This window comes from Rhizobium sp. ZK1 (genome assembly GCF_047782645.1).
Classification (GTDB): domain Bacteria; phylum Pseudomonadota; class Alphaproteobacteria; order Rhizobiales; family Rhizobiaceae; genus Rhizobium.
Genome location: NZ_CP180586.1, coordinates 723,946 through 748,223 on the forward strand (window position 1 = coordinate 723,946; position 24,278 = coordinate 748,223).

At 61.1% G+C, this 24,278-nt stretch carries 26 protein-coding genes; 12 read left to right on the plus strand and 14 right to left on the minus strand.

Annotation, left to right across the window (positions count from 1 at the left end):
- The first annotated feature begins 15 nt into the window (after positions 1 to 15).
- Both dmeF and bla read left to right on the plus strand, forming a co-directional pair.
- Positions 16 to 969, plus strand: a complete 954-nt coding sequence (dmeF, locus tag ACK9YZ_RS03705; protein WP_416065716.1) for a CDF family Co(II)/Ni(II) efflux transporter DmeF — start codon at positions 16 to 18, stop codon at positions 967 to 969.
- Positions 970 to 1,040: 71 nt separating this feature from the next.
- Complete coding sequence (gene bla, locus ACK9YZ_RS03710; protein ID WP_416065717.1) at positions 1,041 to 1,928, plus strand: class A beta-lactamase; 888 nt, start codon at positions 1,041 to 1,043, stop codon at positions 1,926 to 1,928.
- Positions 1,929 to 2,004: 76 nt separating this feature from the next.
- Here the strand turns inward: bla and ACK9YZ_RS03715 are convergent, their stop codons facing one another.
- A complete protein-coding gene (locus ACK9YZ_RS03715) occupies positions 2,005 to 2,247 on the minus strand; it encodes a DUF1127 domain-containing protein (protein ID WP_416065718.1) in 243 nt (80 codons plus the stop codon).
- A gap of 175 nt (positions 2,248 to 2,422) precedes the next feature.
- Here ACK9YZ_RS03715 and ACK9YZ_RS03720 point away from each other — a divergent pair, with 175 nt between their 5' ends.
- The gene (locus tag ACK9YZ_RS03720; RefSeq protein WP_416065719.1) at positions 2,423 to 4,435 is read left to right on the plus strand and encodes a BTAD domain-containing putative transcriptional regulator; all 2,013 of its coding nucleotides are present in this window, start codon (positions 2,423 to 2,425) and stop codon (positions 4,433 to 4,435) included.
- A gap of 49 nt (positions 4,436 to 4,484) precedes the next feature.
- On the opposite strand, the gene ACK9YZ_RS03725 is transcribed toward ACK9YZ_RS03720, so the two are convergent.
- The 4 genes from ACK9YZ_RS03725 to ACK9YZ_RS03740 all read right to left on the minus strand — a co-directional run bounded on the left by ACK9YZ_RS03725 (position 4,485) and on the right by ACK9YZ_RS03740 (position 9,567).
- Entirely contained in the window at positions 4,485 to 4,949 is a 465-nt protein-coding gene (locus tag ACK9YZ_RS03725; protein ID WP_416065720.1) for a hypothetical protein, read from the minus strand.
- A gap of 75 nt (positions 4,950 to 5,024) precedes the next feature.
- A complete protein-coding gene (locus ACK9YZ_RS03730; RefSeq protein WP_416065721.1) occupies positions 5,025 to 7,364 on the minus strand; it encodes a glucose/quinate/shikimate family membrane-bound PQQ-dependent dehydrogenase in 2,340 nt (779 codons plus the stop codon).
- Positions 7,365 to 7,485: 121 nt separating this feature from the next.
- Positions 7,486 to 8,031, minus strand: coding sequence for a glutathione peroxidase (locus tag ACK9YZ_RS03735; protein WP_216757386.1), 546 nt, complete (start codon positions 8,029 to 8,031; stop codon positions 7,486 to 7,488).
- Positions 8,032 to 8,064: 33 nt separating this feature from the next.
- The gene (locus ACK9YZ_RS03740) at positions 8,065 to 9,567 is read right to left on the minus strand and encodes a protein adenylyltransferase SelO (protein ID WP_416065722.1); all 1,503 of its coding nucleotides are present in this window, start codon (positions 9,565 to 9,567) and stop codon (positions 8,065 to 8,067) included.
- A 257-nt stretch (positions 9,568 to 9,824) separates the two neighbouring features.
- Between ACK9YZ_RS03740 and ACK9YZ_RS03745 the strand changes: the two genes are divergently transcribed.
- The gene (locus ACK9YZ_RS03745; protein WP_416065723.1) at positions 9,825 to 11,279 is read left to right on the plus strand and encodes an MDR family MFS transporter; all 1,455 of its coding nucleotides are present in this window, start codon (positions 9,825 to 9,827) and stop codon (positions 11,277 to 11,279) included.
- 15 nt (positions 11,280 to 11,294) lie between these two features.
- Here ACK9YZ_RS03745 and ACK9YZ_RS03750 read toward each other — a convergent pair whose 3' ends face one another.
- Positions 11,295 to 11,522 carry a hypothetical protein gene (locus ACK9YZ_RS03750; RefSeq protein WP_416065724.1) on the minus strand — a complete coding sequence of 76 codons (228 nt, stop codon included), beginning with the start codon at positions 11,520 to 11,522 and terminating at the stop codon, positions 11,295 to 11,297.
- A 28-nt stretch (positions 11,523 to 11,550) separates the two neighbouring features.
- Positions 11,551 to 12,498 (minus strand): homocysteine S-methyltransferase family protein, encoded by a 948-nt coding sequence (locus ACK9YZ_RS03755; RefSeq protein ID WP_416065725.1) that lies wholly within the window; start codon positions 12,496 to 12,498, stop codon positions 11,551 to 11,553.
- A gap of 220 nt (positions 12,499 to 12,718) precedes the next feature.
- Between ACK9YZ_RS03755 and ACK9YZ_RS03760 the strand changes: the two genes are divergently transcribed.
- Together ACK9YZ_RS03760 and ACK9YZ_RS03765 are read left to right on the plus strand one after the other, a co-directional pair.
- Positions 12,719 to 13,399, plus strand: coding sequence for a TetR/AcrR family transcriptional regulator (locus ACK9YZ_RS03760; protein WP_416065726.1), 681 nt, complete (start codon positions 12,719 to 12,721; stop codon positions 13,397 to 13,399).
- A gap of 88 nt (positions 13,400 to 13,487) precedes the next feature.
- Entirely contained in the window at positions 13,488 to 14,393 is a 906-nt protein-coding gene (locus tag ACK9YZ_RS03765) for an SDR family oxidoreductase (protein ID WP_216757391.1), read from the plus strand.
- Here the strand turns inward: ACK9YZ_RS03765 and ACK9YZ_RS03770 are convergent.
- Both ACK9YZ_RS03770 and ACK9YZ_RS03775 read right to left on the minus strand, forming a co-directional pair.
- Positions 14,390 to 14,911, minus strand: coding sequence for a DUF1697 domain-containing protein (locus ACK9YZ_RS03770; protein ID WP_416065727.1), 522 nt, complete (start codon positions 14,909 to 14,911; stop codon positions 14,390 to 14,392). The two genes, ACK9YZ_RS03765 and ACK9YZ_RS03770, sit on opposite strands and share 4 nt — an antisense overlap.
- Before the next feature lie 51 nt (positions 14,912 to 14,962).
- Positions 14,963 to 17,071: a S9 family peptidase gene (locus ACK9YZ_RS03775; RefSeq protein WP_416065728.1), complete on the minus strand. Its 2,109-nt coding sequence runs from the start codon at positions 17,069 to 17,071 to the stop codon at positions 14,963 to 14,965.
- A 232-nt stretch (positions 17,072 to 17,303) separates the two neighbouring features.
- On the opposite strand from ACK9YZ_RS03775, the gene ACK9YZ_RS03780 reads away from it, so the two are divergent.
- The gene (locus ACK9YZ_RS03780; RefSeq protein ID WP_416066809.1) at positions 17,304 to 17,696 is read left to right on the plus strand and encodes a DUF930 domain-containing protein; all 393 of its coding nucleotides are present in this window, start codon (positions 17,304 to 17,306) and stop codon (positions 17,694 to 17,696) included.
- A gap of 150 nt (positions 17,697 to 17,846) precedes the next feature.
- Positions 17,847 to 18,626 carry a polysaccharide deacetylase family protein gene (locus ACK9YZ_RS03785; protein ID WP_216757394.1) on the plus strand — a complete coding sequence of 260 codons (780 nt, stop codon included), beginning with the start codon at positions 17,847 to 17,849 and terminating at the stop codon, positions 18,624 to 18,626.
- Between the two features lie 63 nt (positions 18,627 to 18,689).
- Here ACK9YZ_RS03785 and ACK9YZ_RS03790 read toward each other — a convergent pair whose 3' ends face one another.
- From ACK9YZ_RS03790 to ACK9YZ_RS03805, 4 genes are all read right to left on the minus strand, one after another.
- Positions 18,690 to 19,856 (minus strand): AI-2E family transporter, encoded by a 1,167-nt coding sequence (locus tag ACK9YZ_RS03790; RefSeq protein WP_416065729.1) that lies wholly within the window; start codon positions 19,854 to 19,856, stop codon positions 18,690 to 18,692.
- A 79-nt stretch (positions 19,857 to 19,935) separates the two neighbouring features.
- Positions 19,936 to 20,340, minus strand: a complete 405-nt coding sequence (locus tag ACK9YZ_RS03795; protein ID WP_416065730.1) for a DUF1398 domain-containing protein — start codon at positions 20,338 to 20,340, stop codon at positions 19,936 to 19,938.
- Between the two features lie 41 nt (positions 20,341 to 20,381).
- Complete coding sequence (locus ACK9YZ_RS03800; protein ID WP_416065731.1) at positions 20,382 to 20,840, minus strand: MarR family winged helix-turn-helix transcriptional regulator; 459 nt, start codon at positions 20,838 to 20,840, stop codon at positions 20,382 to 20,384.
- 71 nt (positions 20,841 to 20,911) lie between these two features.
- Positions 20,912 to 21,091 (minus strand): hypothetical protein, encoded by a 180-nt coding sequence (locus ACK9YZ_RS03805; RefSeq protein WP_416065732.1) that lies wholly within the window; start codon positions 21,089 to 21,091, stop codon positions 20,912 to 20,914.
- Here ACK9YZ_RS03805 and ACK9YZ_RS03810 point away from each other — a divergent pair, their 5' ends adjacent.
- Complete coding sequence (locus tag ACK9YZ_RS03810; protein WP_416065733.1) at positions 21,092 to 21,496, plus strand: aldo/keto reductase; 405 nt, start codon at positions 21,092 to 21,094, stop codon at positions 21,494 to 21,496.
- Positions 21,497 to 21,559: 63 nt separating this feature from the next.
- Here the strand turns inward: ACK9YZ_RS03810 and ACK9YZ_RS03815 are convergent, their stop codons facing one another.
- Entirely contained in the window at positions 21,560 to 22,540 is a 981-nt protein-coding gene (locus tag ACK9YZ_RS03815) for a VOC family protein (protein ID WP_416065734.1), read from the minus strand.
- A gap of 197 nt (positions 22,541 to 22,737) precedes the next feature.
- On the opposite strand from ACK9YZ_RS03815, the gene ACK9YZ_RS03820 reads away from it, so the two are divergent.
- The 3 genes from ACK9YZ_RS03820 to trhA all read left to right on the plus strand — a co-directional run bounded on the left by ACK9YZ_RS03820 (position 22,738) and on the right by trhA (position 24,270).
- A complete protein-coding gene (locus ACK9YZ_RS03820; RefSeq protein WP_416065735.1) occupies positions 22,738 to 23,148 on the plus strand; it encodes a universal stress protein in 411 nt (136 codons plus the stop codon).
- 11 nt (positions 23,149 to 23,159) lie between these two features.
- Positions 23,160 to 23,480, plus strand: a complete 321-nt coding sequence (locus ACK9YZ_RS03825) for a TraR/DksA family transcriptional regulator (RefSeq protein ID WP_216757400.1) — start codon at positions 23,160 to 23,162, stop codon at positions 23,478 to 23,480.
- Positions 23,481 to 23,601: 121 nt separating this feature from the next.
- Entirely contained in the window at positions 23,602 to 24,270 is a 669-nt protein-coding gene (gene trhA / locus ACK9YZ_RS03830) for a PAQR family membrane homeostasis protein TrhA (protein ID WP_216757401.1), read from the plus strand.
- Positions 24,271 to 24,278: the final 8 nt, after the last annotated feature.

Here is a 24,278-nt window from a genome sequence, read left to right on the forward strand (position 1 = left end):
GATAAGGAGATGGCGATGATATCGGGAACGAATACCCACGAACATGAGCATGTCTTCCTCGGGGAGGACCATGCCCGCAACGAACGCCGCATCTGGCTGGTGATTGCGCTGACGGCGGTCATGATGGTGGTCGAAATCGCCGCCGGCACGATCTACGGCTCGATGGCACTGGTGGCCGACGGCTGGCATATGTCCACCCATGCCAGTGCGCTGCTCATTTCCGCGCTTGCCTATCTCTTCGCCCGCAAACAGGCCCGCAACCCGCGCTTCACTTTCGGCACCGGCAAGCTCGGCGATCTCGCCGGCTTCGCGAGCGCCATCATTCTGGCGATGATTGCCCTGCTGATGGGATGGGAAAGCTTCCTGCGCATCACGTCGCCCGTGCCGATCAGCTTCGGCCAGGCGATCGCCGTCGCCGTCATCGGCCTTGCCGTCAACCTCATCAGTGCCTGGATGTTGAGCGGTAGCGGCGGCCATCATCATGGACATGGACATGATCACCATCATGATCATCACCACGGCCACGATCATGGCCACCATGGTCATGCGGATAACAATATTCGCTCCGCCTATATGCACGTCATCGCCGACGCATTGACCTCGGTGCTCGCCATTGCCGCACTCACTTTCGGCGGCCTCTATGGCTGGCTCTGGCTCGATCCGCTGATGGGTATCGTCGGCGCTCTCATCATCGCCCAATGGTCCTGGGGGCTGTTGAAATCCTCGGGCGCTGTTCTGCTCGACGTGCTCCCGGAGGGTGAAACGCTGCCGGATGAAATCCGTGATGTGATAGAAGGCGATGGCGACCGCATCACCGATCTGCATGTCTGGCAGGTCGGCCCCGGCCATCATGCTGCGATCGTCGCGGTGCTGACGCCGCGGTCGCGCGACACCGCCTTCTACAAGGAGAGGCTTTCGAGCCTGGACGAGTTGTCGCATGTGACTGTGGAAGTTACGCGCGCCGCCTGATTCCGCCAAAAAGCCGAGATGCCGCCGCAATCGGGCCTTACGCCTGTGAACCTGATTCCCCGGAGGTCTTCATGAATCACAGCCTGACCCGCCGCAGCTTCATGGGCTCCGCATTGCTGCTGCCTGCGCTGGGTTTTGCGCCCGGCGTATACGCACAGCAGCAACAGGACGACGATATCGACAAGCGGCTTGCAGCGCTGGAAGCGCGTATCGGCGGGCGTCTCGGTGTCTCCGTTCTCGACAGCGACACGAACATCTCCTTCGGCTATCGCGGCAGCGAGCCCTTCGCCATGTGCAGCACCTTCAAGGTTCTGGCCGCCGGCCTCGTTCTCGCCCGTGTCGACAAGGGTGATGAAAAGCTCGACCGGCGGGTCACCTACGGCAAGGAAAAGCTCGTCACCTATTCGCCCGAGACCGAAAAGCACGCCGGCGGCGAAGGCATGACCATGGCCGAGGTCTGCAAGGCCGGCATTACGCTGAGCGACAATACGGCCGGCAACCTGATGCTGGAAAGTTTCGGCGGCCCGGCTGCACTCACCGACTGGCTGCGCTCCATCGGCGACGGCACGACAAGGCTCGACCGCATGGAAACTGCGCTGAACGAGGCGACGAAAGGCGATCCGCGCGATACGACCACGCCGGATGCCATGCTCGATACGCTCGGCAATATCGCTCTCGGCTCGGTCCTGACGGAAACCTCCGCAAATCAGTTGGTCGATTGGATGGTTGCGAACACGACCGGTGGGGCGCGCCTGCGTGCGGGCCTGCCGTCCGATTGGAAGATCGGTGACAAGACAGGAACAGGCGATAACGGTTCGGCCGGCGATATCGCCATCATCTGGCCACCCAAACGCGGCCCGATCGTCGCCGCCGTCTATATGGCGGAAACGACCGTGAAGATGGATGAGTTCAACCCCGTCTTCGCCGAAGTCGGCAAAATGATCACCGAGATGGTCTGAAGCGGTGAAGATTTCACCGTTCGGCAGGAGCCGAGCGGCCTTGGTTTCGTCGCAGCGATGCAAGTGAATTTGCTGATTACCGCATTGACATCAGATTCGTCATCAGACCTGCTTTGATTTCGAGCACCGGGCGATCGATCTCTGGTTGACCGATATCTCTCAACTGATCAGGCGTCAGGTCCGCCAGCACTTTCCGTCTCGCGACGGCTCTGCGCCACTGCCTCACGGCAGCGGCCAATATCGTGATGCTGTTCACCCTGGACTCGGACACTTGTCGTTTCGGCGCGCTGATGGCGGCGGGAGTTTCCGTGTGAGCCATTTCCCAGTCTCCTATTTGTGAGATGTGCGAGTGGAATGTCCCATACGGGTGTTTTCGGGCTGTTGGGCTGGGCGTGAACGGGCAAGAAAACTTCGACAAGCCGCCGCTAAATCGGTGTTAAATCCGTCTTCCCAAATGCTATTCTGCGGCGGTGATCCAAATCTGGAGACTTTCTGTGCGCATCAGGTTGCTAGGCGGCCTCGAAGTTACCTCCCTGGACGACCGGCAAGTGCGCTTCGCCACGCGCAAGACGTCGCTTCTTTTTGCTGCCCTGGTCCTTGCAGGCCGCCGCGGTTGTCGCAGGGAACTGCTTTCCGAAGCCTTCTGGCCGGGACGAAGCAATGAACAGGCCCGCAATAGCTTGCGGCAGGCGCTGGTCGATATCAGGCGGGCGTTCCCGGCGAGCAGTGAAGCCAGCGTCTACATCGACGGGGATCAGGAGACAGTCGTCCTGATTTTCGGCCCGGACGAAGCCGACATTTCGATCTTCGACCGGAACCTGGAGGCGGGCGGGGCCGCTGACCTTGCCTTTGCTGCGGACCTCTACCGCGGTGAGGTGCTTGCAGGCGAGGCCATTCCAGATGGACTGGATGAGTGGTTCGGACCTTACCAGAGCACGTATCGGCGCAAGGCGCTGCAGCTCGTGGAGCGGTTGAGCCTCATGCTCTCCGATCCGGGCTCCGCGGAAGAGCCAGCCTGCGAAGGGCTCGCCGAGAGACTGCTCGCCGCAGACCCAACGATGGAAGCCGCCCATCGGGCGCTGATGCGGATCCACATTCTGAGGGGGCACGAGAACGCGGCCATGCGCCAATTCGAGACCTGCCGGGCTCTCGTGAAGAAGCATCTCGGCGCCGAACCCGAAGCAGAGACATCCTCCCTGGCCGTTTCGCTGCAGTTGCGACAACAACCCGGATATCAGCCGGCCGCACCGGGGCCCGACGTCATCCCGCAGATGCAGGCCGTCTCAGCCCCGACGAAGCATCACGATCGGCCATCGGTTGCGGTGTTGGCATTTCAGAATTTGAGCGGCGATCCGGAGCAGGAATATTTTGCCGATGGCATCGTGGAGGATATCACGATCGCCCTCGCTCAATTCCGCCATCTCTACGTCATCGCGCGGAATTCGAGCTTCACCTACAAGGGGCAGGCCGTTGACATCAAGCAGGTCGGGCGCGAGTTGAACGTGCGCTACGTGGTCGAGGGAAGTGTGCGCCGCACGGGCGACCGGCTCCGTATTGCCGGACAACTTATCGACACCTCGACGGGTGCGCATCTTTGGGCGGACCGTTTTGATGGGACGCTTGCAAATATATTCGATCTTCAGGATCAGGTGGCCTCGAGTATCGTCGGCGCAATAACGCCGAAAGTAGAGGAGGCGGAGATAGAGCGCGCCAAACGCAAGCCGACGGAGAGCCTCGACGCTTACGACTATTATCTGCGCGGGCTGGCGGCTTTTGACCGGACGATCACCAACAGATCGGTCATCGACGAAGCCTTGCGGCTGTTCATGAAGGCGATCGAGCGCGACCCGGAGTTCGCCACAGCTTATGCCCGGGCGGCGCGATGCTACGCAACCCGAAAGAGCAATGGCTGGATGACCAATCCCGCTGAGGAGATTGCCGAAGCGACCCGACTGGCCAGAAGAGCGGTCGAACTTGGCTGGGACGATGCGGTTGCGCTCTCCTACGGTGGGTATGTCCTCGGCTATGTCGGCGGCGATCTCGATGACAGTGCGGCCTGTATCGATCGCGCGCTCTTCCTCAACCCGAATCTCGCCGCTGCCCTGGGCACCAGCAGCTGGGTGAAAGCCTGCCTTGGCGAGCCCGACAAGGCCGTCGAACATGCAGCCCTCGCCATGCGTCTGAGCCCTTTGGATCCGCGCCTGTTTGCCTGGCAGTTCAACACCGGCCTGGCTCATTTCTGCGCCGGACATTATGAAGATGCCGCCGTCTGGGCGGCAAGATCGTTGCGCCACCAGCCGAACTATCCGAGCGCGATGCGCGTGATGGCGGCGGGCCAGGTCATGAGCGGGCGGAGTGCGGAAGCGCAGGGAACGATCGCTCGCCTGTGCCAGTTGGATCCTGCGCTCCGGCTTTCGAATCTCGCCGATGTCCTGCCACCGCTTCGGCGACCGGACGACCGAAACCGATATATCGAAGCTCTTCGAATGGCAGGGTTGCCGGAATAGAAATGCGGCGAAGAGTGCTCCCTGCCGCATCTCGGTTGGTGTTCCAGCCTCAGGCGGTGGGAACGTCGTCTGCCGTCTCGGTTCCGCCATCCTCGATACCGGCGAGTTCGCGCTTGATCTGCTCGGCGATTTCCTTCTCGATGGCAGCCCGATCGTCCGCGGACATTGCCTTGAGATCGTCCTCTGTGAGATTATGAGCGGCCAAATAGCGCGCACGGATGAATTCCTCGGGCGTCATGCTGCTCCACTCGCTGAATTCAGCAGCTACGCGTTTATTTGCCTCCTTGATGGTTGCCTCCTCACTGGATGGCGGGTTGATGTAGGTCTCGTTGCCGGCCTGCACCGCCCACATCGTATTGGCGATCGACGGCGGTGTCGTGCTCGGCTGCAAGCCGGCGCCGGATTGATTGCGCGTGCTGCCGCTGAATTCGTCGGTCTGCTTGTTCTTGGATTTGCCCTGCTCGAAAAGCGAACCAAGGCCGGAGTAAATTGAAAGGCTGCTACCGATTTCCATGAAAAAATCCCCCTGAAAAACGGCAGCAGCATGATGGGGCAATCCTGCCCCGAGCTTGTGTCTCCTCCGGTAGTGTTACGGCAGCGTGTAGGCGATCACATAGTCGCCCGGCTTGGTACCGACCGAGCCATGCCCGCCGGCGACCATGACGACATATTGTTTGTTGTCATCAGTCGTATAAGTCATCGGCGTTGCCTGACCGCCGGCCGGAAGCCGAGCTTCCCAGAGTTGCCGGCCATTGGTCACGTCATAGGCGCGCAGGTAATTATCGACGGCTGCACCCAGGAAAGCGACGCCGCCCTTGGTCATCATTGGCCCGCCGATACCGGGCACGCCCACCTTGAAGGGCAGGGGCAGCGGCGTCATGTCATGCACCGTGCCGTTCTTGTGCATATAGGCGATACGGCCGGTGCGAAGATCCACGCCGGCGACATAGCCCCATGGCGGTGCCTGGCAGGGGATCTGCAGCGGCCCGAGAAATGGTCCCATGAATACGCCGTAAGGTGCGCCGTCATTGCGGTTGAGACCCTGTTCGCTGCCCTTCTCGTCCTGCCCGCGTGGCGGAATATCGGCAGCCGGTACGAGGCGCGAGGTGAAGGCAAGATAGGTCGGCATGCCGAACATCACCTGCCGCTCGGGGTCGATCGCGACCGAACCCCAGTTGAACGTGCCGAAATTGCCGGGATAGACGATCGTTCCCTGCAGCGAGGGCGGCGTATAGCGGCCCTCATATTTATAGCGGTGGAAATCGATGCGGCAGACAAGCTGGTCGAATAGCGAAACACCCCACATGTCCTTTTCCTGCAGCGGCTCCGGGGAAAAGGTGAGATCCGAAATCGGCTGCGTCGGCGCTGTGCGATCCTCCGGGATCGCCCCGCCGGGCGCGGGAATTTCCTTGAAGGGAATGATCGGCTGGCCGGTCCGCCGGTCGAGCACGTAGATATCGCCCTGCTTGGTGGATGCCACCAGCGCCGGCACCGCCGTCCCGTCCTGTTTCGTCAGGTCGAGCAGCACCGGCTGCGCCGGCACGTCCATGTCCCAGAGATCGTGATGGACGAACTGCTGCACCCAGCGCAGCTGGCCCGTATTGATGTCGAGCGCCACGACGGAGGAGGAGAACTTTTCGACATTGGCGCTGCGGTTCATGCCGAGCTGGTCCGGCACCTGGTTGCCGAGCGGGATATAGACCATGCCGAGCTGGTCATCGACGCTGAAGACCGACCAGCTGTTCGGCGAATTCGTCGTGTAGTGCTGTCCCGCCGGCAATGGCGTCGTCTGGTCTGGATTGCCGGAGTCCCAGTTCCAGATCAGCGCGCCGCTGTTGATGTCATAGGCGCGGATGACGCCGGATTGTTCCCGTGTCGAATAATTGTCGTTGACCGCCCCGCCGATAATGATCTTGCCCGCGACGGCGACTGGCGGCGAGGTGGAATAGTAGTAGCCGGCAGGATTGTATTGCATGCCGGTTTCCAGATGGAGAACGCCCTGTTCGGCGAAGCTGGTGCAGACCTGCCCGTTGGTGGCATCGAGTGCGATGAGGCGTGCATCCGAAGTCGGCAGGTAGACGCGCTCCTTGCAGGGCTGGCCGGCAGGTGTCGCCTCATCGCTGTAATAGGTGACACCGCGGCAAGTCTGGTGCTGCCGGTCTGGGTTCATGCCGGAATTGGCGTCATATTTCCATTTCTGCTGGCCGGTCTTGGCATCGAGCGCGATCGCCCAATTGTGCGGCGTGCAGAGATAGAGCGTGTTGCCGACCTTCAGCGGCGTCACCTGATAGGTCGTTTCCCCGACATCATCAGGCCGCTTCACGTCCCCGGTCTGGTAGCGCCAGGCCTCCTTCAGGGTGGAGACATTCTGTACGGTGATCTGGTCCAGCGGCGAATAGCGCTGGCCGTAGGGCGTGCGGCCATATTGGTGCCATTCGCCGTCGGGCACATTGCCGCCGAAAGCGGGCGTTGTGGCAACCGTCTGTATCGGCAATTCGCCCGCGAGGTCATGCGGATCCGTCGTCATCGAATAGGCAGCGACGATGATGGCAGCGATAACAGGAATGGCGAGCGGCCAGGGATTGGCGCCGTAATAGATGCCGGTCGGGCTACGAAAACCGAGCGGCCGGCGGATCCAGGGCGTCAACAGCCAGAGCCCGAAGAGAATGATGAGGCCGCCGCGCGGGCCGAGCTGCCACCAGTCGAACCCCACCTCCCAGATCGCCCAGACGAGCGCCACAACGACGAGCACCGCATAGACCCACAGCGCCACCGCCTTGCGCATGAGCAGCAGGCCTGCCGTCAGCAGGAACATCAGCCCGGCAAAAAGATAGAAGATGCTGCCACCGAGTGTGACGAGCCAGAGACCGCCGGCGCCTAGCGCCAGTCCGAAAATGATGAAAAGGATGGAGGTAATGACGATTGCCATACGGCAGTCTCCCGCTGGTTAGCCGGATCGGAGGATGGCGAAAAACATACGCCGATCAGGCAGATAGAGCGGAAGGCCTACCTTTCAACCGCCACAATTGGCAGCGGTTGAAACTGTCGCACTAGTTCGCTTTTGCAAGCTCGCGGTCGATTGCCGAGACGAGACGACTATCGTCAGCCGTCACGTCGGGGGCGAAACGGGCGACGACCTTGCCGTTGCGGCCGACGAGGAATTTCTCGAAGTTCCAGAGGATTTCGTTGTCGTCGCCGGCAAGGCCGGCGCCCTTCAGCCGTTCGCGCATCGGCCCTTCGCCGGTCGTTTCCACACCGGAATTCGTCAGGGTCTTGTAAAGCGGGTGCTTGTCCGGCCCCTTTACGGAAATCTTGGAAAACATCGGGAAGTCGACGCCGAAGGTGCTGGTGCAGAAATCGAGGATCTCCGCATCTGTGCCCGGCTCCTGGCCTTTGAAGTCGTTGGCCGGGAAACCGGCGATGACGAAGCCTCTCTCGCGCTTGTCGGCATAGAGCTTTTCAAGCCCTTCATACTGCACCGTCAGCCCGCATTTGGAGGCGACATTGACGATGAGCAGTACCTGGCCGCGATATTCGTTGAGCGTGGTCTCACGCCCTTGAACGGTCTTGACCGGGATATCGAGAAGGTCGGTCATTACTATCTCCAGTGAATATGTTGTTGGTTGAAATCAGGTTCCGCAGAAGGTCTGGAACACTCGCTCTTCGGGCTTCGGCGGGTCCATATAGGCCGCAAATGCCGGCTGCTCGTCATGGGGGTGCGAAAGCACTGCCAGCAGCGCCTCGAAAAGCGAAAAATCGCCATCCTCCACGGCCGCCTCGATCGCCTGTTCGACACGGTGATTGCGAGGAATGAAGGCGGGGTTCACTTGGCGCATGGCCGCAGCGCGCTCGGTTGGCGCCTGCGGATCGCGCAACAGGCGTTCGCGCCAGTGCGCCAGCCATTCGGCAGTGGCGGCCGGTTCGCGGAAGGTCGAAGTGAATTCGGTCTCTGCCTCGGGATCGTCCGCAAGTGCGGAAAGCCGCCGGAACGTCAGGGTAAAGTCCGCGCTCTGTGCCTGCATCAGTGCCAGCAGCGCCTGGATAAGTTCCAGATCGCCGTCTTCAGCCGAGATCAGCCCGATCTTGCCGCGCATGCCCCGCAGCCAATGGGCGTGGAAGCGCTCGCCATAGGCCTTGATGATGGCGTTGGCGTGCTCGATCGCCTTGTCTTTGTCTGCATCAATCAGCGGCAGCAGCGCCTCGCCGAGCCGCGCGAGGTTCCATTGTCCGATGCCTGGCTGGTTGGCATAGGCGTAACGCCCATGCTGGTCGATGGACGAGAAGACCGTCATCGGATCATAGGCATCCACGAAGGCACAGGGACCGAAATCGATCGTCTCGCCCGAGATCGTCATATTGTCGGTGTTCATCACCCCATGGATGAAGCCGACCTGCAGCCATCGGGCGATCAGTGCCGCCTGCCGCTCGCAGACCGCCTCATAGAGCGCGAGATAGGGATTTTCCGCTGTCTTCAGCTCGGGATAATGCCGTTCGATGACATGATCGGCGAGCGCCTTGATGCCATCCTCGTCACTGGTCGCGGCAAGATACTGGAAGGTGCCGACGCGGATATGGCTTGCCGCCACGCGGGTGAAGACCGCGCCCGGCAAGATCTCTTCACGCCGCACGCCTTCGCCGGTCAGCACCGCGGCAAGCGCTCTGGTGGCGGGAATGCCGAGCGCAAACATTGCCTCGCTGATGATATATTCGCGCAGGACCGGGCCGAGAGCCGCCCGCCCGTCACCGCGGCGAGAAAAGGGAGTCTGCCCCGCACCCTTGAGCTGGATATCGCGGCGCCGGCCATTGCGGTCGATCACCTCTCCGAGCAGGATCGCCCGCCCGTCGCCGAGCAGCGGCACGAACTGGCCGAACTGGTGGCCGGCATAGGCCATCGCCAGCGGCGCGGCGCCATGGGGGACGAGGTTGCCGGAAAAGATCGCCGCGCCGTCACGCCTCAGGGCTTCGACGTCGAGTCTCAGTTCTTCCGCCAGCGGCTCGTTGAGCTTGATCAGCCAGGGTTCTGCTACCTGCGTCGGAACCTGTGTCGCAAAGAAGCGCTGAGGCAACCGCGCATAGCTGTTGTCGAATGAAAAGGCCGTGTCTGGCCGGTTTTTCTGCAGGGCGGAGGTCATGGCTAATAGGTAGGGCCGCAGGTGCGGTCACGCAAGCCGATTTTGCCCGCAAACCACCCTTCACGAAGGGCAATAAGGTGCAAGGAATGGTGATCTGCCTTTACCTCTCGGCAATGCAGATTTGCCATAAAAGACATAGCGCCGCCATGATTGCAGGCGTATAGCAAAACCATCTCCTCTTGGCATTTTTGCCATGTCATCCCCGCGGCCCTGTCGCCCTGTGTGCTCCGCTGCGCCACTGCGAGTGATCCCTGACGATGTCGGATCAGATCTATCATGCGCCGATGGTTCGGCGCGCAGCACCCAATTTCCGGGTGATCGCGATGATTGTCGCGAGTGCCATGCTCATGGAAAACGTCGATGCAACCGTGCTGGCGACCGCGCTGCCGACAATGGCGCGCGATTTCGGCGTCGACGCACCGGCCATGTCGATTGCCCTGACCTCCTACCTGCTCAGTCTGGCGATCTTCATTCCCGCCAGCGGCCGCATGGCCGACAGTTTCGGTTCGCGCACCGTCTTCCGCTCGGCCATCGCCGTCTTCGTTATCGGCTCCATCCTCTGTGCCTTCGCGCCCACCTTGCCGTTCCTCGTGCTCGCCCGCCTGCTGCAGGGCATCGGCGGCGCCATGATGATGCCCGTCGGTCGTCTGGTGCTGATGCGCAGCGTCGACCGCAAGGATATGGTCAGCGCCATGTCCTGGCTCTTGGTGCCGGCGCTGATCGGCCCGATCGTCGGCCCGCCGCTCGGCGGCTTCATCGTCACCTATCTCGACTGGCGCTGGATCTTCTACATCAACGTGCCGATCGGCATCATCGGCATGATCTTCGTCTCGATCTACATCGACGAGGTGAAGGGCAAGGCTGCCGGCCCCTTCGACACGATCGGCTTCATCCTCTCAGGCATCTCGCTCGGCTCGCTGCTCTTCGGTTTCGAACTGTCGAGCCATGAGGGGCGGGGCTCGCTCGCGATCTTCCTCATCGCGATCGGCCTGCTTTTCGGCATCGCTTATCTGCGCCATGCCCGCAAGCATCCGGCCCCGATCATGGATTTCTCGCTGATGAAGGTGCCGAGCTTCGGCACCTCTGTTATCGCCGGCTCGCTGACGCGCATTACCCAGGGCGCGCAGCCTTTCCTGCTGCCGCTGCTCTTTCAGATCGGCTTCGGTCTTTCGGCTGCCGCGGCGGGCCAGATCGTCATTTCCACCGCGCTTGGCGCGCTTTTCATGAAGCCGCTGGCGCGAGCCGTCTTCCGCCGCGTCGGCTTCCGCCGAAGCCTTGTTATCAACGGCATTCTCGGCACCATCGGCTACGGCCTCTGCGCCGCCTTCCGTCCGGATTGGCCGATGCCGCTGATCTTCATCGCGCTGGTGCTCAGCGCCTTCTTCATGTCGTTCCAGTTCACGGCCTACAATACCATCGCCTATGACGAGATCGGCCAGGACCGGATGAGTTCGGCCACGAGCTTCTACACGACCTTCCAGCAACTGATGCTCTCGCTCGGCATTTGCATCGGCGCGCTGGCGCTGCACGGCTCCATGGCCTTTAATGGTGTCGAAACGCCTGAGCTTGGCGATTTCTCCGCGGCCTTCATCATCGTCGCCTTGATCTCTATCTGCGCCACGTTCTGGAACCTGCGCTTTTCGCCGACTGCCGGCGAGGAGATCAGCGGCTACAGGAGCAAACGGACGAAAGGCGCCGCAGCCGGACACTGAGGCGCCTTCCCTTCGTCAAAGGCCGACGGGTTCCCGCAATCGCCTGTGCCACAAAGGGCGCCGCTTGCGTTGGTCCGCCTGAAGCCCGTAGGCCATGCGGCCGTCGAGGCTCCCGAAAGCCGCAAGATCCATATCCAGCAGAGCCACCTCAACGACTGTCGCCGTACCGGCTTGCGGCCTTCGCCCTGCGATCGCAAGCCATAGATCGCGCCAGCTGCGCCGGCGCATCATTGCCCCAACCATGCTTATCATCCTGCCCTCGCTCGCGCCCTTACGCCGCCTGGGGCAGGCATGCCTCGCAGATCGCTGCGACATGCCGGTGGTCGGTGCCGCAGCAGCCGCCGAGCACGCGTATCTGCGGCATGCGGCGAAGCAGGCTGCGATAGCGCCGGCCGAGATCATCAGGATCGCCGGCATCCAGCGTGTCACTGTTATCGAGCTGCTCGTGGCTCATGGTCGAGGCATTGGCGCGGATACCCGCAATGCGCTTCACCCAGGCGCTGCCGTGATCAAGCGCGGCTTCGAAATGCGTCGGGTGCGCGCAGTTGATCATGTAATAGGCCGCAGACCCGCCGGTTGCCGCGTCCGTTGTCTCGATCGCATCCTGAATGCTGCGGCCGGTCATCAGCCTGCCATCCGTCTCCAGCGTGAAGGAGATGACGCAAGGCATGCCGAGCGCCTTGGCCGCACGCGCGATGCCGATCGCCTCGTCGATATTGGTCAGCGTGAAGGCGGCGACCATGTCCGCCTCAGTGCCGGCGAAAGTGCCGATCTGGAAGGCGTGGTAATCCTCCGCCTCGTCCGCGCTCATTGTGCCCGCCTTGTAGCCGTCGCCACGCGGACCGATGGCGCCGCTGATGACGATGGGCTGTTCCGGCCGCTCGTAGGTCCTGCGCAAACCGATGAGCAGGTCGACCGCCTGCTGGTTTGCCGCCTGCAGGGCTTCGGTCGTATAGCCGAGCTTCTGACCCCAGTCGGGATTGGCGCGCCATGTGGCGGTGTCGAGCACGAAGCCCGTGCCGTGCCTGCGGGCAATATCCAGATAGCGGCGATAGTAATTCTTCGTGCGCTCACGGCCGTCTTCGGAAGCCAGCAATACGAAGGAGGCGAAATGTGGGAGATCAATGCCTTCATGGAAGATCATCGTGGTTTCCATGCCGCCATCGCTAATGAAGATGCCGCCATTTATCTGCGGTAGCCCATGCCTGTACTTTGCCATTGTGATGCCTCTCCAATCGTGGCGCCTGAAATGACTGCCATCGATGGTGATGTTCTGACGCTTATTCGGCTGCCAAACTAGGCGACTTGCGGTATACTGCAGAGCGTTTCGAATTTTGCGGATTGAAATCAATCCCTTGCACGGGCCGATGCTGCCGGGCGCGCAAGCAGGTCCGATCCTGTTGCACTGAAAACTGTACCGTGGGTACAGGAGGGGGCATATGCGAAAGGGCCAGGAAACACGGAATCGCATACTTGATGTGGCGGAAGCAGCGGTCTTGCAGAAGGGCTTCGGCGGCACCTCCATCGAGGAACTGATCGTCGAAACCGGCATCACCAAAAGCGGGTTCTTCTACCACTTCAAGGACAAGAACGAGCTCGCAAAAGCGCTGCTCAACCGCTACATCGAAAACGACGAACGCATCTATGATGAGATCTTCAGCCGTGCGCGCGATCTGATGGACGATCCGCTGCAGTCCTTCCTGCTGGGCCTGAAACTGCTCTCCGAACTGCTGGCCGACCTGCCGAACGGCCATCCCGGCTGCCTCGTGGCGACCGTCTGCTATTACGAGCGGCTCTTCGACCGCGAGATCCAGGAGACCAACCGCAACGCCGTGCTCGCCTGGCGCCGCCGCTTCGGCCGCATGTTCCGTGAAATCATGGAGGTCTATACGCCGCGCGAGCCCGTCGATGTCGACCAGCTTGCCGACATGGTTTCCTCGGTGCTGGAAGGCGGCATCGTTCTCTCCAAGACGCTGAAGGAGCCGAACACGCTTGCCGAACAGGTGCTGATGCTGCGCACCTTCGTCAAGATGCTGTTCCTGCCGGCCATTGAGTCGCCCCTCGTAGCCGTCAGGCGCGACCGGATCTATGGCGCAGCCGGCGACAGCGAGCAGTTGTAGGCAGGCGGTGCCATATCTCTCTCGGCAGGGAACCGATAGGTGCCTGCGCTGTTATGTTCGGCAGCGCAAACCGAAGGGAGAGCACGCAATGGACAACCCCGTCACCAACGATAAGACCTTCAACGATCCGCGTGGCAAATTTCCAAAGCCGCCCTTTCCGTCGCAGACTCAGCCCTTTCCGGGGCTGGCCCGCGACATGGAGCCGAGGCCTGACCATGGCGAGACGAGTTATCGGGGCAGTGGCCGTCTCAAGGGTCGCAAGGCGCTGATCACCGGCGGCGATTCGGGCATGGGTCGCGCCGCGGCAATTGCCTATGCCCGCGAAGGGGCCGATGTAGCAATCAGCTATCTTCCGGATGAGGAGCCCGATGCCCGGGAGGTGATCGAGCTGATTAAAAAGGAAGGGCGTATCGGCGTCGCACTTCCCGGCGATCTCAGGGATGAAGACTATTGCCGGAAGATCGTCGCCGAAGCCGTGCGTCAGCTCGGTGGACTTGATATTCTCGTCAACAATGCCGGACGCCAACAGCAGCGTCAGTCGCTTGCCGATATCTCCAGCGAGGATTTCGATGCAACGATGAAGACCAATATCTATGCGATGTTCTGGCTGACAAAAGCGGCTTTGCCTCACTTGCGCGAAGGATCGGCGATCATCCAGACGACGTCGGAACAGGCCTACGACCCCTCGGCCAATCTGGTCGACTACGCCATGACCAAGGCGGCGATGATGAATTTCACCAAATCGATGGCCAAGCAGCTGGGGCCGAAAGGTATCCGTGTGAACGGTGTCGCGCCCGGCCCGATCTGGACGCCACTGCAGGTGAGCGGCGGCCAGACGCAGGAAAAGCTGGTCAAGTTCGGCGGCAATACGCCGCTCGGACGGCCCGGCCAGCCGGCCGAACTCGCCTCGATCTATGTGCAGCTTGCCGCTGCCGATGCGAGCTATGCCACCGGTCAGATCTATGGTGCAGCAGGCGGCAGCGGGCAGCCTTAGTTGTTTTCCATCTCAGCCGCCATGTCGGCGAGCTTGCGCACGGTGTTGAGGTTGCGGGAGGTCCCGGGCTTCAGCGCCGGCAGCTTCAGCTTCGAGCGGCCGGAGCCGATGGGATAGTGCACATAGATCTCGCGCCCGGCAAGCTTCGCTTCTTCACCATCCGGCGCCACCATCTTGTCAAGCGCATCGGAGGCGGCTGCCTCCGGCAGGAAATAGACCAGCAGAAAATTGGGCTTGGCCTCGGGGAAGGGCGCCTTGGCGACGATGCCGTCGATCTCCTTGCGGCTGCGTACCATCACGCCCGGCCGCCTGCCCATCTTTTTCCCGAGAGCCGCGTCGAGCTTCTCCTCGACCGCCTTTTCGGCCTCATCCGAGCGAAACAGCACATTGCCGCTCTGGATGTATGTCCTCACATCGGCAAAGCCGAGCTCTTCACAGAGCGCCTTCAATTCGGTCATCGGCAGGGAGCCTGTGCCGCCCACATTCACGGCGCGAAGCAGGGCGATATAGACGGCCATTTCCCTCTCCCCTGATGATGTGGCGCGCACGCCGCGCGCCACATCCAATCCTCACATCTTGCCTGCCACCTTGATCGCAAACGCATATTCGAACGCGATCTCTTCCAATCGCTGGAAGCGGCCGGAGGCGCCGCCGTGGCCGGCGTCCATATTGGTCTTGAGCAGAATGGGCGCCACGCCTGTCGTCTTCTCACGCAGCTTCGCGACCCACTTGGCTGGCTCCCAATAGGTGACGCGCGGATCCGTCAGGCCGCCGAGCGCCAGGATCGGCGGATAGGGCTTAGCGCCGACATTGTCATAGGGCGAATACGCGGCGATCTGTTCGTATTCTTCGCGGCTTTCGATCGGGTTGCCCCATTCCGGCCATTCCGGCGGAGTGAGAGGCAGCGTGTCGTCGAGCATGGTGTTCAAGACGTCGACGAAGGGAACGGCGGCGATGATGCCGGCGAATTTCTCCGGCGCCATGTTGGCGACCGCACCCATCAGCATGCCGCCGGCCGATCCGCCCTCGGCGATAATGTTCGCGTAAGACGTGAACTTCTCCTGATTCAGATAGTCAGCGGCAGCGATGAAGTCCTTGAAGGTGTTGGTCTTCTTGTCCATCTTGCCGTCTTCGTACCAGGCGAAGCCCTTGTCCTTGCCGCCGCGGATATGGGCAATGGCATAGACGAAGCCGCGATCGGCGAGCGACAGGCAGTTGGTGTTGAAGCCGGCCGGAATGGTGATGCCATAGGCGCCGTATCCGTAAAGCAGGCAGGGTGCCGTGCCGTCGAGCGGTGTGTCTTTGCGATAGAGCAGGGTGACCGGCACCTTTTCGCCATCCCATGCCGGCGCGAAGACGCGGCGGGTGACATAGTCGTCGGGATTGTGGCCCGAGGGCACTTCTTGAGTCTTCAAGAGCGTGCGCTCGCGCGTGACCATGTTGTAGTCGTAGAGCTGCGAGGGCGTCGTCATCGAGGAATAGGAGAAGCGGATGACGTCGGTGTCATATTCCGCGGCACCCGAAAGGCCGAGCGAATAGGCTTCCTCGTCGAAGGCGATCGCATGTTCCTCGCCGGTGCGGCGATCACGGATCATGATCTGCGGCAGGCCGTCCTTGCGCTCCAGCCACAGCAGGTGGCGGGCATAGGCCATATGGCTGATGATGAGCGTGCCCGGCTTGTGCGGCACGACCTCGCGCCAGTTTTCCTTGCCCGGCTTGTCAACCGGCGTTTCCATGATCTTGAAATCCTTGGCGCCGCCGTCGTTGGTGAGGATGTAGAAGACGTCACCGCCTTCCGTCAGCGAATATTCGATGCCTTCCTCGCGCACGGCGACCAGCTTCGGCTCGGCCGTCAAATCCTTGGTCGAGAGCAGTCGATATTCGCTGGTTTCGTGGTCGTGGATGTCGATATAGATGAAGTCGTCGAGCAGCGAACCACCGACGCCCATGAAGAAGCCGGCATCCTCTTCCTCGTAAACCAGGCGGTCTTCGCTCTGCGGCGTGCCGATGACATGGTGGAAAACCTTCGACGGGCGGTGGTTCTCGTCGAGCGCCGAATAGAAGAAGCTCTTCCCATCGGGCACCCAAACCCCGCCGCCACCGGTATTCTCGATCACGTCGGACAGGTCTTCGAGGGTCGAAAGATCGCGAACCCTCAGCGTGAAGAACTCCGAACCTTTGTCGTCATAGCCCCAGATGCCGCGGCTGTGGTCGGTGCAATGGTCGAGTCCGGCAAGGCGAAAATAAGCCTTGCCGGCGGCTTCCTTGTCGCCGTCGAGCAGGATGGCGCGGATCGTCTCGTCCTTCACGTCGCCATCGCGCGGGATGCGGAAATAGCGCGGCTGCTCGCCGCCTGTCACGTAGGACGTGCCATAGGCATAGGCTCCGTCCTTCGTCGGCACGGAGCTGTCGTCTTCCTTGATGCGTCCGCGCATCTCGGCAAACAGCGTCTTCTGCAGCGGCTTGGTGTCTTCCATCGCCGCGTTCATGTAGCCGTTTTCAGCTTCCAGATGGGCACGGATATCCGGGTCGAGGATGGAGGGATCCTTGAACATGGCCTGCCAGTTGTCGGCCCGTAGCCAGGCATAATCGTCGGTGCGCGTTATGCCGTGCCGCGTATCGGATACGGGTCTTTTTTCAGCGGCGGGCGGGGTCGGCAGGTTCTTGAAAGCGGTCAAGGAAAGCTCCGTAAAGGGCGGTATCGGTGGGCAAGAGATAGAGGTGCTGCAGGTCAGGATCAAGCGTCAGCCGGTGAACCTTATTGAGACAAAATGGCCGGCACGATGCCTTGATGTCACCACATTGTTTAAGAATGTCCGCTAGCTCTACGCGAAACTTACACTCGCGTCAGGCCACGGCAGGCTGCCGCAGGCGGTATGAAGAATGCATGACAGTAAAGGTTTCTCCGCAATGCCGAAACATCTGGTCCTGTTTATGTCGTTTGCTGGCCTTGCCGCCTCTTCCGCCCTTGCAGTCGATCCCGCTATCAAGAAGCAGCTCGAAAAACTGGATCCGGCCACTCGCCTCGAGCAGAGCTGCGATACCGAAGCCATGAGCCGCATCAACAAGGACGGCACAGGTTTTCGGCCGGACAAGGTCATCGCCTACACATTCAAGGACCCGATCCCGAGCGACGACCGGCTCGAAGCGCCGGGCGCCGTCTTCCGCAGCAAGGGTGACTGGTACCATCTGTCCTACACCTGCATCACCGGGCCGCAGCACATCAATGTGCGCGACCTGAAGTACAAGATCGGGGACAAGGTGCCGAAGGATAAGTGGACCAAATATTACCTCTACGATTGAGCTTTTGCCCTTTCGTACTTCTGTGACAGGCACAGGAATGCGCGTAGATTGAGACGCCAGCCGGGCTTTGCCGGGCGGCATCAGGCCACATGGCCCGCTTTAAGTCTTTGCTTTAATATCAGCTGAAATATCAACCGAATCTGATTGTTCATGAACCATCTTCTTCTTGGCTCTGCACTGCTGCTTGCCGCCTCGTCGGCATTTGCCGCGGAAGTTCCGCCCGCCGTGCCTGCCCATCCGCCCGCGGCCGCGGGTCTCAAACTGGTCGAGCCGCATCTGCACATCGCTCGCTCGAACATCGCAGGCCATGCCCGCGTCGCGCTGACCTTTGACGCCTGCATGGGCGATGCCGATGAGCGTATTCTCTCGACGCTCGTCGATGAGCGCATCCCCGCGACGATCTTCGTGACCGCCCGCTGGCTGAAGCGCAATCCGAAGGCCGTTGCCGTCTTCCTTCGGAATCCCGATCTCTTCGAGCTGGAAAACCACGGCGAAAAGCACATTCCGGCGATCGACAAGCCGGTGCTTGTCTATGGCATCCCATCCGCCGGTTCGCCCGATGCCGTCAGGCAGGAAGTCGAAGGCGGTGCTGCCGCCATGCTCGCGTCGGGCATTCCGGCGCCCCACTGGTTCCGCGGTTCGACCGCCAAATATGATCTCTCTGCCATCGGCCAGATCCGCGCCATGGGTTATCGCATCGCCGGCTACTCCGTGAATGGCGACGGCGGCTCGCTGCTCGGCGCTGCAGTGACGGAAAAGCGAATTTCCTCGGCTAGGGATGGCGACGTCGTCATCTCCCACATCAACCAGCCGACCCATGCGGCAGGCGAGGGTGTCGCCAGGGCGCTCGTCGACCTCAAGGCCAAGGGTACGGAGTTCGTCCGCCTGCAGGATGTCGCCGATACCGGCGACGACAAGACGACGGAGTAGGGCTGAAGCTTACCTCAGTTCGTCTCCAGTCCGCATCAGTCAATCTTCCATCGTCGCTGGCGGTCACTTCGGTAGTTGCGGTTGCGGTCTTTCCTCGATCAGCAGTTCATCGATGATGGTCATGACGATCAGCGAGAGCGGCAGCGCCAGCATCGCGCCGACCGCCCCCCACATCCATGTCCAGAAGATGATCGCCAGGAAAACGATGAAGGGATTGATCTCCAGTCGCCGGCCCATGACCGCGGGGAAGATGAGGTTCTCCATCACGAGATGTACGGTGAAAAAGGCCGCAGCGGGGATAAGGCCGATGACGATACCATCATGAGCGATGATGCCGGCAACGGCCACTGCGAAGGTCATCATGGTGATGCCAAGATAGGGAATGAAGCTCGACAGGAAGGCGAAGAAGCCCCAGAGAACAGGTGAAGGCAGCCCGCCAAAATAGGCGATGATCGTCATCACGACACCGAGCGCCACGTAGATCAGCGAGGCCGTGGCGAAATAGAAGCCGAGTGCCTGTTCCACACCATTGATGACGCGGATGGCTGCCAGCCGTTGTGCGCGCTCGCGAAAGGTCATGATGATCGTCTTACGTAGGCTCACCCGGCTCGCAAGGAAAAACAGCAGTGCCACAAAGAAGATAAGTCCCTGCACCAAAGCGGGCGTCAGGTTCGTCGTCACCACATGCAGCACGTTGCCGGTGTTTTCGAGTAGCGCATCGATGGACATCGGGCCGCTCTGGAAGGTCGCAGGTGTGATGTGAAGCCATTCGATCCGCTCCAGGTAGGGCATGATACGCTGGATGATGCGGTCGATGAAGTCGGGCGCCTCGTTGGCGAGCGTCGCCAGAGGTCCAGCAAGCGAATTGATCAGCAGGAAGACGATGAGCGCGACGCTAATGGAAAGGATCGACGCATTGGCAAGCCGTGGCACGCCCATCTTCGAAAGCTTTTCCGCTGCCATTCCGAGGATCATGCCGACGACAACCGCGAGCGTGATCGGGATCAGGATCAGCGACATCAGATAGACGGCGGCAAGCCCCAGGATGCCGAAGATGCCGATAATGGCCCATGCCATGCTGACATCGAGCCCATCCTTCTCGAGGCGGCGGACCGGAGCCGGCGGAAGTTCCTCCGCCTCCTCCCGAAGCGTTCGTACCCATGCGCTCGTATGGCGCTCGCCAAGACGGATCCTGTCAGCCTGTTTCTTGATGCCGTCAGCGATGTCCATGTGCGCTCTGTCCCCGAAGCCCCATTGCTTCGGCAATCAACGCGCAAGGGCTGCTGCCGGTTCCGCGGGGCCGGGCGAGCTACCAGTTCGGAAAATGCTCCACATGCATCTCCCCGGTGCGGCCGAAATAGACGGCGCGGCGGCCGGGAAGCGAGACGAGATAGCCCATGCAGCCGGCGGCCATGATCCTCTGGCAGAAACCCTTGTAGCAATAGTCGGCTTCTGCTGCCTGCGCCCACCGCACGGCCCCGGCAACAGCGGCGGAATCGAAGGCTTCTGCAACGGGCGGGGTTTCCCCGCCGGTCGCAACCTCGATGCTCTCGCCGTCAGGCAGATAATAGATTTTCACCGTCCGGCGCAGATCGGCGAAATATCCCTCGAAGCCGGCGCCGGCGAGTGCGCCGAGCACCTGGGGAAAGCTCATGCGGTCCTTTTCCGACGCGGCAGTGCATTCTTCGGCAATGGTTCTCTGTTGCGCATCCATCTGCGCGCTCCTTTTCAACGTTTGACTGTGGTGTTGACGATCTATTCGACCGGTATGGTGCGTATGTCCCGCCGTTCGGCGATGGCCCTCAGCATGTCTTCGATCATCTGTCTTTCATCAGGCTGCAGATGGCCGAAATATTCCGCATCATTGGTGTCTGCGAGGGCGGCCAGTTCCGGCACCAGCCGCCGGCCTTCCGCAGTCAGCGCCAGTGACTGTGCCCGGCCGTCATCGGGGCTGGCATTGCGCGCGATCAATGCCTTGTCGATCAGCCGGTCGGCGAGCTTGCTGATCGCGCCCCGTGTGATGCCCATGCGCTCCGCTAGCCGGCTCGGGGCAAGCGCCTCGACATCGTAGAGTTCGCGCATCACGACCCATTCGGCAACTGTGACATCCTTGGCCTCCAGCTTTTTTGCGAATGCCAGCGACACCTGGTTGGAAACCATCCGCATCCAATAACCGAGATGCGAGGTGAGCTCAGAGATTGGTGGATGCCGCATGTCGCCTCCATTTTGTTGACTAGGAAACTACTTCTATATTGTTTCCTAGTCAACTATTTTCCCGGCGGCGCCTACTGGAGGACGTGAGCTGGCGTCCAGATAGATCGCTGTCGCCCGATGAAATCCACGAAGGCGCGCAGCGGCCGCGGCATCTGGCGCCGGCTCGGATAATAGAGGTGGAAGCCGGGGAAGGGCGGCGTCCAGTCGCCGAGCATGCTGACCAGCCGGCCGGCGGTGAGATGGTCCGACACATGGTAATCGAAGAGATAGCTGACCTCGATATCAGCGCCGGCACGGCAAGCGCTGTCGGCACTCGCAAGAATGTCGCCGCCGGCAATGGTTCGCTGACGGAGCGCAATCTCGGTATTGCCGACGTGGTCAAAGAGATTGCCGCTGAAATCGGCGGGAGGCCGGCGCAGGTGGCGCTTGCCTGGACGCTGACCCATCCTGCGGTCACCTCGCCGATCATGGGCGTCAAGACGATGGCCCAGCTCGAAGACAATCTTGGTGCGCTCGACGTCGTGCTGTCGGATGAGCATCGCGCCCGCCTCGCCGAAGCAAGCGCCATCGTTCTCGGCTTCCCGGACGATTTCCTCGCCAAACCGCTGACGCGCCGCGTCATGTTCGGCGAAGTGACAATCGAGCCGCGTCGTTGAGGGATGGAAGACGCCAAGGTCTGCAAATGAAAATGGCGCCCGAAACGACGCCATTTGTCTGCTTCAGGCCGACAGCGTAAGCCCGATACCCCACGGATCTCTAAGGAAGACACCGCCGTTGCGCTTCTCGCTCTTGATCTCCAGCTCGTCGAGCTTTGCGACGGCCTTGCCGAGCGTTTCCTGATCGTTGAAGCGGATCTTGTAGTCGGAAAGCCCGGTCATGTTGTCGGCGCGCGTGCCGGCGCCGCCGCTGTTCCAGATATTGGCGCCGAGATGGTGGTGGTAGCCGCCGCTCGCAAAGAAGCTCGCACCCGGATAACGCGCCATCAGCTTCAGGCCGAGCACGTCGCGGTAGAAGACGTCTGCCTGCGGAATGTCACCGACCTGCAAATGGATGTGGCCGATGGCGGTGCCGTCAACCATGCCGCCCCAGGCATCATCAGGCGCGCTGTTATAGAGCGCCTGGAGGTCGAGCCGCAGCGTCGCCATTTCCACCATGCCATCCTGGTGGAATTTCCAGCTCTCGTGCGGCCGGTCGGCATAGATTTCGATGCCGTTGCCTTCGGGATCGGAGAGATAGATCGCCTCGCTGACCAGATGGTCGGATGCGCCGTCGAGCATGACATTATTATGCGCGGCATGGCGCAGCCAGCGCGCCAGCTCGGTGCGGTTGGGCATGAGGAAGGCGGTGTGAAACAAGCCGGCGGCGTTGCGGGGCGCTTCGCGCGCATCCCGGTCGGTCGTCAGCGTCAGAAGCGGCAGGCCGGCGACGCCAAGGACTTCGCCGCTTGCGGTCCTTTCGAGCACCGAAAGGCCGAGCATCTTCTGATAGAAACCGGAGACCGCGACCAGGTCTTTCACCACCAGATGCGACTGGTCAATATAGGCAGGGCGCGTCAGCGCATAGGATCGTTCTGATGACGTCATGGGGTGGTCTCCTGCCCTGGAATTGGCCCTAGAATTGGCCAAGGAATTGAAAGGCGTACTGGCGGTGGCGGCAAGTGTGCCGCCCGTAGCGAGCGCGAGGAATTTTCGCCGGTCCATTCGCCTGTAAGCTCCCCTCGGCTGCTGTACTTGACCCCTATATGGCGCATTCCCATTGTTCACAGAAGGCTCGTTTTTGACGATGAAGCGTTCTGCAGACGTTGACGATAGCTCGCGTCCACTTGATATCAGTCAATGCGCTTTATCTATCCAGGGAGGAGGTTGATGACGAAGATCAACACCTCAAGGAGGATCACATGTACAAGAAGATCATCGTTCCAGTTGAAATCGGCGGCATCGAAAAAGGCGAGAAGATTTTCCGCAAGGCGGCAAAGCTGCTCGACAATGGCGGTGAGATCATCCTCCTCAATGTCATTGAGGATATTCCCACCTACGTCGCCGTCGAGCTTCCGGGAAACATCGTAGAAGATGCCATGAAGGAAGGCCGCGACCGGCTGAATGAACTCGTCGCCAAGACCGGCATTCCGGCCACCGTCGAAGTCCGCAACGGCCCGCCCGCCAACAGCATTATTGCCGCGGCGGAAAGCCATGACGCCGATCTCGTCATGATTGCCTCGCACATTCCAGATATCTACAATTATTTCATCGGTGCCACCGCCGATCGCGTGGTGCGACACGCCAAGTGCTCGGTGCTGGTGGATCGATAGGACATTAAGCCATGGATATGAAATCTCAGGAAAAGATCCTGCGCGACCGCTGGCACGAACTGACAGCGCGCCTGCGCAAGATCGACGCGGACCTCAGTCGCACCAAGCCCGCCGATGATGAGGACCGCGCTACCGAAAACGAGAATGACGAGGTGCTGGAAGGTCTCGGCCAGGCCGGCGAGGACGAGCTTCGCGCCATCGACGCCGCCCTCGAACGCCTCGCCAGGGGCACCTATGGTACGTGCGCCCGCTGCGGGGCACAGATCTCCGAAGCCCGCCTTGCGGTCCTGCCGCAGACGCCGCTTTGCGAGGATTGCGCGGCAGACATGTGAGGCTGGGTCATCAAAATCGGGCATGGTTCGTCACAAAGATTTAACCTGACGCCACCAGGCGTCCGGTTGCGCCTTTGCCAATTCGATGCGACGATCCCTTCCGCTGGGTAAGGGTTCGTATATGGGCGAAATCAACGGCATTCGTTGGGCGTACGACAGGTATGAACTGATCGCCGACGGCATCGTTCACGGCGTCGGCCTGTTCTTTGCCCTGATCGGCGCCACCGTGCTGATCTTCTACGCCACCGTCTGGAGCCCCGCCGGCGCGGTCGTCGCCGCTTGGATCTACGGCGTCGGGCTCGTGCTGACGCTTGCCATTTCCTTTTCCTATAATATCTGGCCGGTTTCTCGCACCAAATGGTATCTGCGCCGGTTTGACCACTCGGCGATCTTCATCCTGATCGCCGCCACCTACACACCCTTTCTGGAGCGTGGCGCCGACGATCCGCTTTTGTGGGGTATGCTGGTCCTCATCTGGCTGATCGCCGCCTTCGGCATCTTCGTCAAATGCGTCTTTCCGGGCAAATACGACCGGCTGGCAATCCTGCTCTATCTCGCCATGGGCTGGAGCGGCATATTGGTGGCGGGACCCGTCGCCTCGCGCATTCCCTATGCCTCAATGCTGCTGATCGTCATCGGCGGTATCATCTATTCGCTGGGCGTCATCTTCCATGTCTGGGAGAGGTTGCGCTTCCAGAATGCCATTTGGCACGGCTTCGTGGTGGCCGCTGCCGCCGTGCACTATTCGGCCGTGCTGACCTGCTTCAGCCTGTCCGTCCCCACCTTGTGATATCTGGC

Coding starts and splice junctions, on each gene's coding strand:
- ACK9YZ_RS03765 (WP_216757391.1), top strand. CDS start 13,488: ATGGACAACCCCGTCACCAACGATAAGACCTTCAACGATCCGCGTGGC.
- ACK9YZ_RS03725 (WP_416065720.1), bottom strand. CDS start 4,949: ATGGAAATCGGTAGCAGCCTTTCAATTTACTCCGGCCTTGGTTCGCTT.
- ACK9YZ_RS03740 (WP_416065722.1), bottom strand. CDS start 9,567: ATGACCTCCGCCCTGCAGAAAAACCGGCCAGACACGGCCTTTTCATTC.
- ACK9YZ_RS03770 (WP_416065727.1), bottom strand. CDS start 14,911: ATGGCCGTCTATATCGCCCTGCTTCGCGCCGTGAATGTGGGCGGCACA.
- ACK9YZ_RS03745 (WP_416065723.1), top strand. CDS start 9,825: ATGTCGGATCAGATCTATCATGCGCCGATGGTTCGGCGCGCAGCACCC.
- ACK9YZ_RS03820 (WP_416065735.1), top strand. CDS start 22,738: ATGTACAAGAAGATCATCGTTCCAGTTGAAATCGGCGGCATCGAAAAA.
- ACK9YZ_RS03795 (WP_416065730.1), bottom strand. CDS start 20,340: ATGGATGCGCAACAGAGAACCATTGCCGAAGAATGCACTGCCGCGTCG.
- ACK9YZ_RS03735 (WP_216757386.1), bottom strand. CDS start 8,031: ATGACCGACCTTCTCGATATCCCGGTCAAGACCGTTCAAGGGCGTGAG.
- bla (WP_416065717.1), top strand. CDS start 1,041: ATGAATCACAGCCTGACCCGCCGCAGCTTCATGGGCTCCGCATTGCTG.
- ACK9YZ_RS03800 (WP_416065731.1), bottom strand. CDS start 20,840: ATGCGGCATCCACCAATCTCTGAGCTCACCTCGCATCTCGGTTATTGG.
- dmeF (WP_416065716.1), top strand. CDS start 16: ATGATATCGGGAACGAATACCCACGAACATGAGCATGTCTTCCTCGGG.
- ACK9YZ_RS03785 (WP_216757394.1), top strand. CDS start 17,847: ATGAACCATCTTCTTCTTGGCTCTGCACTGCTGCTTGCCGCCTCGTCG.
- ACK9YZ_RS03815 (WP_416065734.1), bottom strand. CDS start 22,540: ATGGACCGGCGAAAATTCCTCGCGCTCGCTACGGGCGGCACACTTGCC.
- trhA (WP_216757401.1), top strand. CDS start 23,602: ATGGGCGAAATCAACGGCATTCGTTGGGCGTACGACAGGTATGAACTG.
- ACK9YZ_RS03715 (WP_416065718.1), bottom strand. CDS start 2,247: ATGGCTCACACGGAAACTCCCGCCGCCATCAGCGCGCCGAAACGACAA.
- ACK9YZ_RS03780 (WP_416066809.1), top strand. CDS start 17,304: ATGCCGAAACATCTGGTCCTGTTTATGTCGTTTGCTGGCCTTGCCGCC.
- ACK9YZ_RS03825 (WP_216757400.1), top strand. CDS start 23,160: ATGGATATGAAATCTCAGGAAAAGATCCTGCGCGACCGCTGGCACGAA.
- ACK9YZ_RS03790 (WP_416065729.1), bottom strand. CDS start 19,856: ATGGACATCGCTGACGGCATCAAGAAACAGGCTGACAGGATCCGTCTT.
- ACK9YZ_RS03750 (WP_416065724.1), bottom strand. CDS start 11,522: ATGGTTGGGGCAATGATGCGCCGGCGCAGCTGGCGCGATCTATGGCTT.
- ACK9YZ_RS03760 (WP_416065726.1), top strand. CDS start 12,719: ATGCGAAAGGGCCAGGAAACACGGAATCGCATACTTGATGTGGCGGAA.
- ACK9YZ_RS03730 (WP_416065721.1), bottom strand. CDS start 7,364: ATGGCAATCGTCATTACCTCCATCCTTTTCATCATTTTCGGACTGGCG.
- ACK9YZ_RS03755 (WP_416065725.1), bottom strand. CDS start 12,498: ATGGCAAAGTACAGGCATGGGCTACCGCAGATAAATGGCGGCATCTTC.
- ACK9YZ_RS03810 (WP_416065733.1), top strand. CDS start 21,092: ATGGTAATCGAAGAGATAGCTGACCTCGATATCAGCGCCGGCACGGCA.